The organism is Nocardioides silvaticus, from assembly GCF_003160695.1.
In the GTDB taxonomy this organism is placed as follows: Bacteria; Actinomycetota; Actinomycetes; order Propionibacteriales; family Nocardioidaceae; genus Nocardioides; species Nocardioides silvaticus.
The window spans coordinates 86,769-100,803 of record NZ_QGDD01000012.1; the positions used below are offsets into that span (position 1 = coordinate 86,769).

At 71.4% G+C, this 14,035-nt stretch carries 12 protein-coding genes and 1 rRNA gene; 8 read left to right on the forward strand and 5 right to left on the reverse strand.

What is annotated here, in order from left to right:
• Nucleotides 1-24 precede the first annotated feature (24 nt).
• Nucleotides 25-2,817: a pyruvate dehydrogenase (acetyl-transferring), homodimeric type gene (gene aceE / locus DJ010_RS20770; protein WP_109697365.1), complete on the forward strand. Its 2,793-nt coding sequence runs from the start codon at nt 25-27 to the stop codon at nt 2,815-2,817.
• A gap of 4 nt (nt 2,818-2,821) precedes the next feature.
• On the opposite strand, the gene DJ010_RS20775 is transcribed toward aceE, so the two are convergent.
• Nucleotides 2,822-3,781: an alpha/beta fold hydrolase gene (locus DJ010_RS20775; RefSeq protein ID WP_245927761.1), complete on the reverse strand. Its 960-nt coding sequence runs from the start codon at nt 3,779-3,781 to the stop codon at nt 2,822-2,824.
• 116 nt (nt 3,782-3,897) lie between these two features.
• On the opposite strand from DJ010_RS20775, the gene DJ010_RS20780 reads away from it, so the two are divergent.
• The 6 genes from DJ010_RS20780 (at nt 3,898) to DJ010_RS20805 (ending at nt 10,438) form a co-directional block, all read left to right on the forward strand.
• The gene (locus DJ010_RS20780) at nt 3,898-5,067 is read left to right on the forward strand and encodes a PucR family transcriptional regulator (RefSeq protein WP_281271155.1); all 1,170 of its coding nucleotides are present in this window, start codon (nt 3,898-3,900) and stop codon (nt 5,065-5,067) included.
• 78 nt (nt 5,068-5,145) lie between these two features.
• Nucleotides 5,146-6,345: an acyltransferase domain-containing protein gene (locus DJ010_RS20785; protein WP_109697366.1), complete on the forward strand. Its 1,200-nt coding sequence runs from the start codon at nt 5,146-5,148 to the stop codon at nt 6,343-6,345.
• Nucleotides 6,342-7,355, forward strand: a complete 1,014-nt coding sequence (locus tag DJ010_RS20790) for a beta-ketoacyl-ACP synthase III (protein WP_211318905.1) — start codon at nt 6,342-6,344, stop codon at nt 7,353-7,355. The genes DJ010_RS20785 and DJ010_RS20790 overlap by 4 nt, the downstream gene beginning before the upstream one ends.
• Before the next feature lie 50 nt (nt 7,356-7,405).
• On the forward strand, nt 7,406-7,651 hold the full coding sequence (locus DJ010_RS20795; RefSeq protein ID WP_109697367.1) for an acyl carrier protein: 246 nt from the start codon (nt 7,406-7,408) through the stop codon (nt 7,649-7,651).
• 29 nt (nt 7,652-7,680) lie between these two features.
• Nucleotides 7,681-8,976, forward strand: coding sequence for a beta-ketoacyl-[acyl-carrier-protein] synthase family protein (locus DJ010_RS20800; protein WP_109697368.1), 1,296 nt, complete (start codon nt 7,681-7,683; stop codon nt 8,974-8,976).
• A gap of 13 nt (nt 8,977-8,989) precedes the next feature.
• Entirely contained in the window at nt 8,990-10,438 is a 1,449-nt protein-coding gene (locus DJ010_RS20805; RefSeq protein WP_109697369.1) for an acyl-CoA carboxylase subunit beta, read from the forward strand.
• Between the two features lie 207 nt (nt 10,439-10,645).
• Here the strand turns inward: DJ010_RS20805 and DJ010_RS20810 are convergent, their stop codons facing one another.
• Complete coding sequence (locus DJ010_RS20810) at nt 10,646-11,155, reverse strand: DUF3145 domain-containing protein (protein WP_170124674.1); 510 nt, start codon at nt 11,153-11,155, stop codon at nt 10,646-10,648.
• A 179-nt stretch (nt 11,156-11,334) separates the two neighbouring features.
• Complete coding sequence (locus DJ010_RS20815) at nt 11,335-12,243, reverse strand: alpha/beta fold hydrolase (protein ID WP_109697371.1); 909 nt, start codon at nt 12,241-12,243, stop codon at nt 11,335-11,337.
• 56 nt (nt 12,244-12,299) lie between these two features.
• Between DJ010_RS20815 and DJ010_RS20820 the strand changes: the two genes are divergently transcribed.
• Nucleotides 12,300-12,974: a flagellar basal body-associated FliL family protein gene (locus tag DJ010_RS20820; protein ID WP_146207422.1), complete on the forward strand. Its 675-nt coding sequence runs from the start codon at nt 12,300-12,302 to the stop codon at nt 12,972-12,974.
• A gap of 9 nt (nt 12,975-12,983) precedes the next feature.
• Here the strand turns inward: DJ010_RS20820 and DJ010_RS20825 are convergent, their stop codons facing one another.
• Both DJ010_RS20825 and rrf read right to left on the reverse strand, forming a co-directional pair.
• Nucleotides 12,984-13,832, reverse strand: coding sequence for a hypothetical protein (locus DJ010_RS20825; RefSeq protein ID WP_109697373.1), 849 nt, complete (start codon nt 13,830-13,832; stop codon nt 12,984-12,986).
• Between the two features lie 78 nt (nt 13,833-13,910).
• Nucleotides 13,911-14,027, reverse strand: a 5S ribosomal RNA gene (gene rrf / locus DJ010_RS20830).
• Nucleotides 14,028-14,035: the final 8 nt, after the last annotated feature.

The following is a 14,035-nucleotide window of genomic DNA, read 5'->3' on the forward strand; positions in this document are numbered from 1 at the left end:
CCTGATAGGTGTCACGATGGCTGGGTGACCGGCGACGCAGACTCCAGCTCCAGCACCCCCACCCAGCCTGCTCCGGCAGTGATCCACGAGGGGTTGCCGACCCAGCTCCCGGACATCGACCCCGACGAGACGCAGGACTGGATCGACTCGTTCGACGCCCTGCTCGACGAGCGCGGACGGGAGCGCGCCCGCTACGTCATGCTCCGCCTGCTGGAGCGCGCCCGGCAGAAGCAGGTCGGCGTGCCGGCGCTGCGCAGCACCGACTACATCAACACCATCCCGCCGGAGCGCGAGCCGTGGTTCCCCGGGGACGAGGACGTGGAGCGCCGGATCCGCGCCTTCATCCGTTGGAACGCCGCCGTGATGGTCTCGAGCGCCAACCGGAAGGGTCTCGAGGTCGGCGGTCACATCGCGACCTACCAGTCCTCGGCCAGCCTCTACGAGGTCGGCTTCAACCACTTCTTCCGCGGCAAGGACCACCCGGGTGGTGGCGACCAGATCTTCATCCAGGGCCACGGCTCCCCCGGCATCTACGCCCGCGCGTTCCTCGAGGGGCGCCTCACCGAGCAGCAGCTCTCGCGGTTCCGGCAGGAGGTCCAGCACGGACCAGGAGCGGGCCTGCCGTCGTACCCCCACCCCCGGCTGATGCCGGACTTCTGGGAGTTCCCGACGGTCTCGATGGGCCTGACGGCGATCAACTCGATCTACCAGGCGCGGTTCAACCGCTACCTGCACAACCGCGGCATCAAGGCCACCGACGAGCAGACGGTCTGGGCGTTCCTCGGCGACGGCGAGATGGCCGAGCCCGAGTCGCTCGGAGCGGTGCGCATCGCTGCGCGGGAGGAGCTCGACAACCTGGTCTGGGTGATCAACTGCAACCTGCAGCAGCTCGACGGCCCGGTGACCGGCAACGGCAAGATCATCCAGGAGCTCGAGGCCAACTTCCGGGGCGCCGGCTGGAACGTCATCAAGGTGATCTGGGGTCGCGAGTGGGACGAGCTGCTCGCCCGCGACGTCGACGGCGTGCTCGTCAACCAGATGAACAAGACGCCCGACGGCCAGTTCCAGACCTTCTCGGTCGAGGACGGCGCCTACAACCGCGAGCACTTCTTCGGGCCCGACCCGCGGCTGCGCAAGATGGTCGAGCACATGACCGACCGGCAGATCGAGAAGCTGCCGCGCGGCGGCCACGACTACCGCAAGGTCTACGCGGCGTTCGACGCGGCGGCCAAGCACACCGGGCAGCCGACCGTGATCCTGGCGCACACCATCAAGGGCTGGACGATCGACGCCCTCGAGGGCAAGAACGCCACGCACCAGATGAAGAAGCTGACGATGGCGGACCTCAAGAAGTTCCGCGACCGGCTGTACCTGCCGATCTCCGACCGCGACCTCGAGACGACGTACGAGGAGACCGGCGCGGCGCCGTTCTTCCACCCCGGCATGGAGTCCCCGGAGATCGAGTACATGCTCGAGCGCCGGCGCTCGCTCGGTGGCTCGCTCCCCCGCCGCGTCGTCCGCGCGAACCGGCTGACGCTCCCGGGCGACGCGGTCTACCAAGAGCTCAAGCAGGGGGGCGGCAAGCACAAGGTCGCCACCACCATGGCCGTGGTCCGGCTCCTCAAGGACTGGATGAAGGACCCGGGCATCGGCGACCGGTTGGTGCCGATCGCACCCGACGAGTACCGCACGTTCGGCATGGACTCGATGTTCCCCTCGGCGAAGGTCTACGACCCGGCCGGGCAGACCTACGAGTCCGTCGACCGCAAGCAGCTGCTCACCTACAAGATGTCGCCGCAGGGCCAGATGCTGCACGAGGGCATCTCCGAGGCCGGCGCGCTGGCGTCGGCGACTGCCGCCGGGTCGGCGTACACGACCCACGGCGAGCACATGATCCCGTTCTACATCTTCTACTCGATGTTCGGCTTCCAGCGGACCGGGGACTCGATCTGGGCGATGGCCGACCAGCTGGCGCGCGGCTTCCTGATCGGTGCGACCGCCGGACGGACCACGCTGACCGGCGAGGGCCTCCAGCACGCCGACGGACACTCGCCGCTGCTCGCGGCGACCAATCCCGCGGTCGTGCACTACGACCCGGCGTTCGCCTACGAGGTCGGGCACATCATGCGCAGCGGCCTGGAGCGGATGTACGGCGACGGCGGGCCCGAGGGCCAGGGCGAGAACGTGATCTTCTACCTGACCGTCTACAACGAGCCGGTCGACCAGCCGGCCGAGCCCGAGGGCGTGGACGTCGACGGGATCCTGCGCGGCATGCACCAGGTCGCCACCGGTGAGGGCGACGGTCCGCGGGTGCGGCTGCTGGCCTCGGGCGTGGGCCTGCCCTGGATCCAGGACGCCGCCCGGCTGCTGCGCGACGACTGGGGCGTCGTGGCGGACCTGTGGTCGGTCACCTCGTGGAACGAGCTCGCGCGCGACGCCGTGGCGGCCGAGGAGTGGAGCCTTCTCCACCCGACGGAGACCCCGCGCACGCCGTACGTCACCGAACGGCTGACCGGCTCCGAGGGCCCGGTGGTGGCGGTGTCGGACTACATGCGTGCCGTGCCGCTGCAGATCGCGCGCTGGGTGCCGGAGGACTACCGGGTGCTGGGCGCCGACGGGTTCGGCTTCGCCGACACCCGCCCCGCTGCGCGCCGGTTCTTCCGCATCGACGCGCAGTCGGTGGTCGTCCAGGCGCTGCAGGCGCTCGCGGACGCCGGCGAGATCGACCCGACCCTGGTGGAGAAGGCGTTCACGCAGTACCGCATCGACGACCCGACGGCAGTGGCCGGCGTGCTGCAGGAGGGCGGCGACGCCTGAGGCTTCAGGCGGTCTCGACGCTGACCAGCGGGGCCTTCGCCGTCGAGCCGTTGCGCAGGAGCCGTCGGAACCGCGATCGGCTGTAGACCGAGGGCGCCGTGGTGCTGACGAACTCGTCGAGCAGCCGGGCGAGCTCCTCGGGGTGGTCGCGGTGCGGGAAGTGGCCGCTGTCCTCGAGCACGGTCACCGTCGCACCCGGAGCGAGTGCCGCCGCGTTGCTCGCGTGCCGGACCGGGAGGACGCGGTCGTCCCGACCCCACACGACGGCCATCGGCATCGTCTCGGTGAGGTAGGCACGGTCGGCCATCGTGACGATCTGGCCGCGCCAGTCGATGACCGCGCGCACCAGGTGGCGGATCGCGAACCGGGTACGGCGGTCTGCCCACGACTCGACGATGCAGGCGACCTCCTCGAGGTCGCGGGTGTAGCGGCGCAGCGGTCCGCCGTGCGACGCCAACGTGCGGAGCGCCCGCGCCTCCAGGTGTCGGACACCGGGCAGCGTCAGCACCGACATCGTCTGCTCCCAGCCGGGCGCCTGGATCAGCTTGATCAGCGGAGTGACCTCGCGGCCGAGACCACCACTGGACACCAGCATCAGCCGCTGGGTCCGCTCGGGGAACTGGTAGGCGAACTGGAGCGCCACTCCGCCGCCGAAGCTGTGACCGACCACCGTCACCTTGTCGATGCCGAGGACCGTCAGCAGGTCGCGCATCCCGTTGGCGTAGCCGCCGAGCGTGTAGTCGGCACGCGGCTTGTCGGACAGGCCGTGGCCGAGCAGGTCCGGCGCGATGACCGTGTACTTCTCCGCGAGCAGCGGGATCACCCGGTCCCACGTGGTCCGGTCGCAGGCGAGGCCGTGCAGGAGCAGCACCGCAGGTCCCGAACCGGTCTTGATGAACGCCCGGCGCTTGCCGTGAATGGTGACGTACTCGACGTCGAACGGCGGTGGAGCTGCGTTCGGCACGGGGCGTCCTCCCTGCTGGACCAGGCTGGACCAGCGATTCAACCACGCCGGTCGGGCCCGCCGACCGCCCCCTCGTGTAAATCCCTGGTGACGCGCCCGCGCCGTAGGCTGACGCCGTGGTGACCCGACCCTCCAACCCGCGGGCGCAGGCGGTGCGCCGGCTCCGCGGCGCGTCCGGTCGGCTCAGCACCGCGGCCGCGCAGCGGATGGAGACCGACCTCCCCTGGTTCGCAGAGCTCAGCGCCGAGGAGCGGTCGTGGATCGGGCTCATCGTCCAGGCCGGCATCAAGGACTTCATCGACTGGTACAAGCGCGACAACGCCTCGTTGTCCTTCAGCCAGGTGCGCGAGCCGACGCTCTTCGGCGCCGCCCCGCGGTCCCTGGCAGGCACGATCACGCTGCACCAGACCGTCGACCTGATCCGGCTGAGCATCGAGGTCGTGGAGCAGAACCTCGACACGATCGTGGACCCCGAGGACCTCGACGACGTGCACGACGCCGTGCTCCGCTACGCACGCGAGGCCGCGTTCGCGACGGCCGAGGTCTATGCCCGGGCCGCGGAGGTGCGCGGCGCCTGGGACGCCCGGTTAGAGGCGCTGGTCGTCGACGCCGTGCTGCGGGACGAGACCGACGACGACGTGCTCTCACGGGCGAGCGCGGTCGGCTGGGGTGCCCGGGGTGATGTCGCCGTGGTGCTCGGCGCGGTGCCGGCCGGCCAGACGGAGGGCGGGGTCGTGGACGCCGTGCGCGACGCGGCGCGGGGCGCGGGCATGGACGCCCTCGGCGCGGTACAGGGCCACCGGCTGGTCGTGATCCTCGGTGGTGTCACCGACCGGGAGAAGGCGGCCGGCGCGATCGTCGACCTGTTCGGCGACGGACCGGTCGTGGTGGGCCCGGTAGCGGCCGACCTCGGCCACGCCTACCTCTCCGCTCAAGCGGCGGCCGCGGCTCTCCGCGCCGCCGGCGGCTGGCCGGAAGCACCAAGACCGGTGCTCAGCGACGACCTGCTCCCCGAGCGGATCCTGGCCGGGGACGAGTGGGCGAGCATCGAGGCCGTCGAGCAGGTCTACGAGCCGCTCGCGCAGGCGCGCGGGACGCTGGTGGAGACGCTGTCGGCGTACTTCGCCCACGGGGCGGCGATCGAGCCGACCGCACGGGCCCTCTTCGTGCACCCCAACACGGTGCGCTACCGACTGGGCCAGATCGCCGACCTGACCGGCCTGACCCCCTCCCGGCCGCGCGACGCGCTCACGCTGCAGCTGGCGCTGATCCTCGGTCGTTTGTAGGGATCTCACAAAGCGCTCCGGGCGAGTTCGTGAGTGCCGGAGGCGCGGTCCGGGGCGCCGGCGAGGCAGATTAGGGGTGTGCTCGTCATCGTGGCTCCCGGGCAGGGGGCACAGACCCCCGGCTTCCTCCGTCCGTGGCTGGAGGACCCCCAATTCGCCGCGCGGTTCGACTGGTTGTCGAAGGTCGCCGGCATCGACCTCGCCCACTACGGGACCGAGGCCGGCGAGGAGGACATCAAGGACACCCGGATCGCCCAGCCGCTGCTGGTCGCCTCCACCCTGGTCACCGCGCTGGAGCTGTTCCCGCACCCCGCCGACGCCTACACCCGGCTCGGCGCCGTCGCCGGCCACAGCGTCGGTGAGATCGCAGCTGCGACCGGCGCCCGCGTGATCAGCGCCGAGCAGGCGATGGTCCTCGTCCGCGAGCGCGGCCTGGCCATGGCCGAGGCTGCCGCGGTCACCCCGACCGGCATGACTGCGGTGCTCGGCGGCGACCGCGAGGAGGTGCTCGCCACGCTCGAGCGCCACGGCCTGGTCGCCGCCAACGACAACGGGCCCGGCCAGATCGTCGCCGCAGGCACGCTCGAGCAGCTCGAGGCGTTCGCCGCCGACCCGCCGGCCAAGGCCAAGCTCCGTCCGCTCCCGGTCGCCGGCGCGTTCCACTCCGAGCACATGGCCCCGGCCGTCGACCACGTCGCCGGGCTGGCCCGCTCCGTCTCGGTGCACGATCCCCGCACCCGGTTCATCTCCAATCGCGACGGCAGCGTCGTGCACGACGGAGCCGAGGTCCTGAGCCGGATCGTCGGCCAGATCGCCCGCCCGGTCCGGTGGGACCTGTGCCTGGAGTCGATGGCCGACCTCGGCGTCACCGGGATCCTGGAGATGCCTCCGGCGGGTACGCTGACCGGCATCGCCAAGCGCTACTTCCGCACCCTCGGCATGGACGTCGAGACGTTCGCGCTCGACTCCCCCGACCAGCTCGACGCGGCCCGCGAGTTCTGCGACAAGCACGGCGAGTCCTCGCCGATCGAGACCGCTCCGACCTGGCGGATGGTCGTCTCGCCCGTCAAGGGCGTCTTCCACCGCGACGAGCAGGCCGCCGACGCAGACCTCCTGGCCCCGGGCGTGACGATCGGTGACGTCGCCAGCCTGCGTGATCGGATCGCGGTCACCTCCGCGCACGGGGGTCAGGTCGTGGAGTGGCTGGTCGAGGACGGCGACCTGGTGGCGCCGGGGCAGCCGCTGCTCCGGCTCCACCCCGAAGGCGCGTCGGCGTGAGTCCCGCAGCCCGACCGCTGCTGATCGAGCAGGGCGCGTCGTACGCCGGGATCCTGGGGATCGGCGCCTACCGACCCGCCCGGGTCGTGCCCAACTCCGAGATCGTCGATGCGATCGACTCCAGCGACGAGTGGATCCAGCAACGGTCCGGCATCAAGACCCGGCACATCGCCGACGACTCCGAGACCGTTGTCTCGATGTCGGTGGCCGCCGCCCGCGACGCGCTCGCGGCCGCCCGTGTCGACGCACGCCAGGTCGACTGCGTGGTCGTCGCGACCGTCAGCCACCTGCTCCAGACCCCGTCGGCCGCCACCGCGATCGCCCACGAGCTCGGCACCGACCAGGCCGCGGCGTTCGACATCTCCGCCGCCTGCGCCGGCTTCTGCCACGGCATCGCCCTCGCCTCCGACCTGGTGCGCGGCGGGAGCGCCCGCCACGTCGTCGTCATCGGTGTCGAGCGGCTCTCCGACATCACCAGCCCGACCGACCGCGGGACCGCCTTCATCTTCGCCGACGGCGCGGGCGCCGCGGTCGTGGGGCCGTCCGACACCCCGGCGATCGGCCCCGTCGTCTGGGGCTCCGACGGCGAGCAGTACGACCTGATCCGCCAGCGCGAGGACTGGCGCGACGCGATCGCCGCCGAGGCTCCCGAGATCCCGCACCTGGTCATGCGGGGCAACGAGGTCTTCCGCTGGGCCGCGTTCTCGATGGCCAAGGTCGCCCAGCAGGCCCTGGACCGCGCCGGCCTCACGGTCGACGACCTCGACTGCTTCGTGCCCCACCAGGCGAACAACCGCATCACCGACGCCATGGCCCGGGCGATGAAGCTCCCGAGCACCGTGCGGATCGCCCGCGACATCATCGACGCCGGCAACACCTCCGCCGCCTCGGTCCCGCTCGCCCTCGAGCGGATGATCCGCGACGGCGACGCGAAGTCGGGCGACGTCGCCCTGCTGATCGCGTTCGGTGCCGGCCTGGCCTACGCGGCCCAGGTCGTCACCATCCCGTGAGCCCCCCCGATCCCCATCCCCCACCACCCCGTAATGAAGCAGGAGAGCAGATGAGCACCGAAGAGATCCGCGCCGCCCTCGCCGACATCGTCAACGAGGTCGCCGGCGTCGACGCCGACGACGTCCAGCTCGACAAGTCCTTCGTGGACGACCTCGACGTGGACTCCCTCTCGATGGTCGAGGTCGTCGTCGAGGCCGAGGAGAAGTTCGGCGTCACGATCCCGGACGACGAGGTCAAGAACCTCAAGACCGTCGGCGACGCCGTCGCCTACATCGAGCGCGCCCAGGCGGCGTGAACCACACCCAGATCGGACAACGAGCTGCGATGACCGGACAGACGAACAGGACGCGCGTCGTCGTCACCGGGATCGGTACGACGAACCCGGTCGGCGGGAACGCAACCGACACCTGGGACGGCATGGTCGCCGGACGCTCCGGCGTTCGACGCCTGGCCGACTCGCCGGGATTCGCGCCCTGGGTCGAGTCCGGCCTGGCCGCCGAGCTGCCGGTCGGCATCGCCGGCACGGCCGCGGTCGAGCCGAGCGACGTGCTGGAACGCGTGCGCGCGCGGCGGCTGGACCGGTCCTCGCAGTTCGCCCTGATCGCGGCGACCGAGGCCTGGAAGGACTCCGGGCTCGACGCCGCGCAGGCGGCCGACGAGCTGGACGGCGACCGGATCGGCGTCGCGATGGCGTCCGGGATCGGCGGCGTGCACACGCTGTTGAGCAACTACGACGCGATGCTCGAGAAGGGCCCGCGCCGGGTCTCGCCGCTCTCCGTGCCGATGCTGATGGCCAACGCCCCCGCGGCGACCATCAGCCTCGAGATCGGCGCGCGAGCCGCGGTCAACACCCCGGTCTCGGCGTGCGCGTCGGGCAACGAGGCGATCGCCCTGGCCGCCGACCAGATCCGGCTCGGCCGGGCCGACATCGTCGTGGCCGGCGGCACCGAGGCAGCCATCCACCCGCTGCCGATCGCCGCGTTCGCCAACATGATGGCGCTCTCCAAGAACCCGGGCGACCCGGCCACCGTGTCCCGCCCCTGGGACACCGGTCGTGACGGCTTCGTGCTCGGCGAGGGCGCCGGCGCGCTCGTGCTGGAGTCCGAGGAGCACGCCAAGGCCCGCGGCGCCCGGATCTACGCCGAGGTGCTCGGCGCCGGCATTACCGCCGACTCCCACGACATCGCCCAGCCCGACCCCGAGGGTCGCGGCGGAAGCCGGGCGATCCTGCGGGCGCTCGCTGACGGCGACATCGACCCGGCTGACGTCGCCCACGTCAACGCCCACGCAACGTCCACCCCGCAGGGCGACGTCGCCGAGGCGCTGATGCTGCACGCCACCCTCGGCGGGCACGCGACCGATGTGATCGTGAGCGGCACCAAGTCGATGACCGGGCACCTGCTCGGCGGCGCCGGAGCCCTCGAGGCGGTCGCGACCATCCTGGCGCTGCACCACCGGCTCGCGCCGCCGACGATCAACCTCGACGACCTCGACCCTGCCGTCGAGCTCGACATCGCGACGAAGCCGCGGGACCTCCCGCTGGGCGACATCGTCGCGCTCAACAACTCCTTCGGCTTCGGCGGCGCCAACGTGGCCGTGGCCTTCGGCTCAGTCGGTTAGGACACCAGCTTCGATGACCGCGCTCGACCACCGCACGGACGTTCCCGCCAAGCCCGCGAAGCTCCCCCGCTCCGAGGACCCGCGCAACCCGGTCCACCGGCTCACCGCACTCCTCGACGAGGGATCGCTCGAGCTGATCAGCCCCGACGACGAGTCCGGCATGCTCGCCGCGCTCGGCACCGTCGACGGCACCCGCGTGGTGGCGTTCTGCTCCGACGCGACCGTCATGGGCGGAGCGATGGGCGACGAGGGCTGCAGGGTCGTCGTCGACGCCTATCATCGCGCGCTGGTCGAGGGCACGCCGATCATCGGCCTCTGGCACTCCGGTGGCGCCCGGCTCGCCGAGGGCGTGCTCTCGCTGCACGCGGTCGGCCGCATCTTCCAGGTGATGACCCAGGCATCCGGTGTCATCCCGCAGATCTCGGTGGTCCTCGGCCCCGCTGCCGGCGGCGCCGCGTACGGCCCCGCGCTCACCGACGTCGTGATCCTCGGTCCCGAGGGCCGGATCTTCGTCACCGGCCCCGAGGTGGTCCGGTCGGTGACCGGCGAGGACGTCGACATGCTCCGCCTCGGTGGCCCCGAGCCACACGGCCGCCGCTCCGGTGTCGTGCACGTCATCACCGAGTCCGAGGCCGATGCTCTCCAGCGGGCCCGCGACCTCGCGCACCTGCTCGGCGCCCAGGGCAGCATGCTCCTGGACACCGTCGAGGAGCGCGACCTCGCGCACCACCTGCCCGACAACACCAAACGCGCCTACGACGTGCACCCGCTGCTCGACGGCCTGCTCGACGAGGGCACCATGCTCGAGCTGCACGAGCGTTGGGCCCCCAACATCGTCACCGCCCTCGGTCGGCTCGGCGGCCGCACGGTCGGCGTCGTGGCCAACAACCCGCTGCGCCTCGGCGGCTGTCTCGACTCGCTCTCGGCCGAGAAGGCATCCCGGTTCGTCCGCATGTGCGACGCGTTCGGAATCCCGCTGGTCGTGGTGGTCGACGTGCCCGGCTACCTCCCCGGAGTCGGGCAGGAGTGGGACGGCGTCGTACGCCGAGGCGCGAAGCTGCTCCATGCCTTCGGCGAGTGCGTGGTTCCCCGGGTCACGCTAGTCACCCGCAAGACCTACGGCGGCGCCTACATCGCCATGAACTCACGCGCGATCGGCGCCACCAAGGTGTTCGCCTGGCCTGGCGCCGAGGTGGCCGTGATGGGCGCCCTCGCCGCGGTCCGGATCCTGCACCGGCGCAAGCTCGCCGAGGTCTCGGTCGAGATCCGCCCGCGGGTCGAGGCGGAGCTCGCCGCCGAGCACGAGCGCATCGCCGGCGGTGTCGACAAGGCCGTCGAGATCGGCGTCGTCGACGAGGTCGTCGAGCCGTCCGCCACCCGCTCCGCGATCGCCCAGGCCATCGCCGACGCCGTCCAGACGCAGGGCGTCCGCCGCGGCAAGCACGGCAACATCCCGCTCTGACATCGGTCGTCGAGCAGTCCGAGCCGCCCTCGGTCGTCGAGTAGCCCGCGCCGCCTCGGTCGTCGAGTAGCCCGAGCGCTCTGGCGCGAGGGCATATCGAGACGCCGCAACCGCCCCGTCGGCCGTTCCTAACGTTGGCGGGCACGTCAACGCATCGCGGCTTCGTCCCTCAGCCGCGGCGCCTACTCGACCTGGTAGGCCGACGCCCTACACGACCTGGTGCAGCCAGCGGACCGGAGCGCCCTCGCCCGCGTGGCGGAACGTCTCCAGCTCGTCGTCCCAGGGCTTGCCGAGGAGCTTGTCGATCTCGTTCTCGAGAGTCGTCTCGCCGAGCGCGGCCTTGACGACGGCGGCCTTGAGCCGGTCCTCGGGGATCATGATGTCGCCGTGGATCCCGGTGACGGCGTGGAAGACGCCGAGGTCCGGGGTGGAGGAGAAGCGGGCACCCTCGGTCGAGGACGTGGGCTCCTCGGTCACCTCGAAGCGGAGGTGGAGCCAGCCGCGCAGCGCCGAGGCGATCGCGGCGGCGGAGCCGGGCTTGCCCGTCCACGAGAACTCGCACCGGAAGGTCCCCGACTGCGCCGGCTGCGGGGTCCAGTGCGGGTTGACGGGCGCACCGAGCACGCCGCCCACGGCCCACTCGACGTGAGGGCACAACGCGGACGGCGCAGAGTGGACGTAGAACACGCCCCTGGTTGCACTGTTGCTTGCGGTCACCACGGCACTCCCCGATCTACCTTTCCTCCGGCGCGAGATACGCCTTCCCCAGCGGTCTCTTCGGAGTCAGGTCGATCTGCGCGAGCATCGAAGTGACAACTGTGTAGTTGTGGGACCCATTGTGGCTCATGTTGCGCTCAGAAACCACCTTTTCGGCGGGCGAGCGTCGAGTCGTCCGGTCACACGGCGTGCAGGGACATCAGCTCGCTCAGCACCGCCGCGGCGATGCCGAGGCCGCCGAGGTGGCTCTCGCCGTCGATGATCGACATGGTCGCGTCCGGGAGTCGGTCGACCACGTGCTGGCCGTGCCGGAACGGGACGATGTGGTCGGCGTCGCCGTGCCACCAGCGCACCGGCACCTTCACGTCGGCGAGGTGGAAGCCCCACTCGCGGGTGAAGAGCACCAGGTCTGCCAGCGGCGCCGAGGTCTGGAACCGACTGCCGTTGAGCAGGTCGTCGAGGAACATCGCCTTGAACTCCGGCCGCGACAGCAGGTTCTTGTCCCCCGGCGGCTGCACCATCGCGTAGAGGTCGAGACCAGCGCCGGCGAGCGGCTTGACCGCCCGAATGGCGGTGGTCAGCACCACGCCGAGCGGCACCCGTCCGGCGGACAGCAGCGGTGCAAGACGAACGGCGAGCTGGATCGGCCCACCGTCGACGGCGTCCGGACCCCGGGTGGGGGCGACCCCGCCCAGGGCGCCGACGCCCCTGACCCGCTCCGGGAGCCCGGCTCCCGCAGCCAGGGCGTACGGTCCGCCGCCGGACAGTCCGATGATCCGGACGTGGTCGATGCCCAGGGTGTCGAGCAGCAGCGCCAGGTCCTCTGTCCAGTCGAGGAGGTCCGGGTAGAGGTACGGCGTCGACGAGCCGATGCCGGGACGGTCGATGCCGATGATGCGCAGGCCGTGCTCCTCGGCGTAGGCCCGTGCGTCCAGCGGGATCTGGCGGCGAGCACCCGGCGTGCCGTGCATCCAGACGATCGCGGGACCGGTGTGCGACCCGTACTCGGCGAAGCTCAGCCGACGCCCGTCGCGGACCGCGACGTTGCCCTCCAACGTGGGCCGGCGGGGGTGCTCGTGGCGCAACATGTCGCAGAGTCTGACATGAGCCTCGGGAGCGCGGCGGTGTCATCTAAGGTTCGAGCATGTCCTCCAGCTCGCTTGAAGTGCCGCGGCGCCAGAAGCCCGAGAAGCGCTCCAAGCTGTGGCGGATCCTCGTCATCCTGGCGACCCTGGCGGTCGCCGTCGGCTGGTTGATCTGGTTCCTCCGGACCCCCGACGACCTGCCGACCACGGACCGCAGCGCGGACGGCGCCGGCGTGGTCGACCAGCCGCTCTACGTCGGCATGTTCGCCGTCGGCGACGGGTTCGACAGGACCATCACGATCACCGACATCGAGGTCGACGTCGAGGCGGACGGCGACGTCGAGGTCACTCCTCAGCTGTGCCGGGGCGGGTCGCTGAGCGTCACCACGGACCCGAGCGGCTGGTGCCCGGAGCTCGAGGACCCCAAGGACCAGGAGTTCACGGCCGGCGACTCGATCGTGCTGGTCGTCACCGCCTCCGAACCCGCCGACGTCGAGATCGGCCGCCTGCGGATCTCGTACCGCGACGGCATCCGCTGGGGCGACCAGGACGCCGGGCTGGAAGGCGCCACGCTCAGCTTCGCCGACCACCAGCCCGGCACCGTCGTCGAGGAGCCCGAGGACACGACCACCGAGCGCCCCGAGAGCGAGCCCGAGGAGAAGCGGGACAAGAAGGACGAGGACGGCGAAGGGAACAAGGAGGAGAAGCGGGACGGGAAGAACGATCCCGCCTGACTCTCGCCCTCAGTCCGTGACGCGCCGCTCGAGCGCAGCGGCCCGGTCGGCCGCGTCGGTGATCTCGTCGGCGTCGATCGCGTTCGTGCGGTGGAACCAGCTCAGCGCGTCCCGCTCCCTGCCCGCCTGCTCGAGCGTGTCGGCGTAGGCGTAGCGCAGCCGCACGACCCACGGCTCCCGGCTCTTGCTGTTGATCGGAGCGAGCTCGAGCGTGCGCAGCGCCGCGTCCATCTGACCGAGGTCACGACGGGCCCCCGCCTCGACGATCGTCATCTCCGCCTTCGCCTCGGCGGGGAACCGCGCCACCGACGGGCTCTTGGCGAGCTCGAGAGCACGCTTCGCGTTGCCGAGTGCACGGTGGCAGTCGGCCATGATCGGCAGGTACGCCGTCGCGCCGTTCATCCGCTTCGCGGCGCGGAGCTCGGCGAGGGCCTCGGCGTAGTGCCCTGCGGCGTACGCCGCCTCCCCGGTCGCTTCCCGCACGACAGCGAGACGCGGCGCACGGCTGCGGGCGGCGAGCGTGTGCTGGTAGGCGACCTCCGGCTCGTCGTCGATGAGGACGCCGGCCGCCGCCAGGTGGCGGGCCACCCGCTGCGACAGCTTCTCGGGAAGGCTGCGCAGCTGCGCCCGCACGTCGGGAGAGAGCTCCTTGCCGGTGATGTCGTCTGGGAGGGGCGGGCCGTCGTACACCTTCTGAGCGTCGGTCCGCTCGGCCTCGGTCGGCTTGGGCCGACTGGTCCGCGGGCGGTCGCCGCCCTTGCCCCGGCGGTCGGGTCGACCCTGGCCGGACGTGCGGCGCGCTCCGCCGGCGCGCCCGGAGCCGGACGCGCCGGGCTTGCTCCGTCGTTGCTCTGCCACGACGACTCACTCTCTTCAGATGGGAAGTGTTGGTAAATAGAGTAGAGGCCACCCGAAGGTGGCCTCTACTGAAGATATGTCCGGCGGCGTCCTACTCTCCCACAGCCTCTCGGTTGCAGTACCATCGGCGCTGGCAGGCTTAACTTCCGGGTTCGGGATGGGTCCGGGTGTTTCCCTGTCGCTATGGCCGCCGTAACTCTGTT

Bases quoted from the DNA above. Each gene is read 5' to 3' on its own strand.
- DJ010_RS20805 (WP_109697369.1), top strand. From the start codon at position 8,990: ATGACCGCGCTCGACCACCGCACGGACGTTCCCGCCAAGCCCGCGAAG.
- DJ010_RS20800 (WP_109697368.1), top strand. From the start codon at position 7,681: ATGACCGGACAGACGAACAGGACGCGCGTCGTCGTCACCGGGATCGGT.
- DJ010_RS20815 (WP_109697371.1), bottom strand. From the start codon at position 12,243: ATGTTGCGCCACGAGCACCCCCGCCGGCCCACGTTGGAGGGCAACGTC.
- DJ010_RS20820 (WP_146207422.1), top strand. From the start codon at position 12,300: ATGTCCTCCAGCTCGCTTGAAGTGCCGCGGCGCCAGAAGCCCGAGAAG.
- DJ010_RS20795 (WP_109697367.1), top strand. From the start codon at position 7,406: ATGAGCACCGAAGAGATCCGCGCCGCCCTCGCCGACATCGTCAACGAG.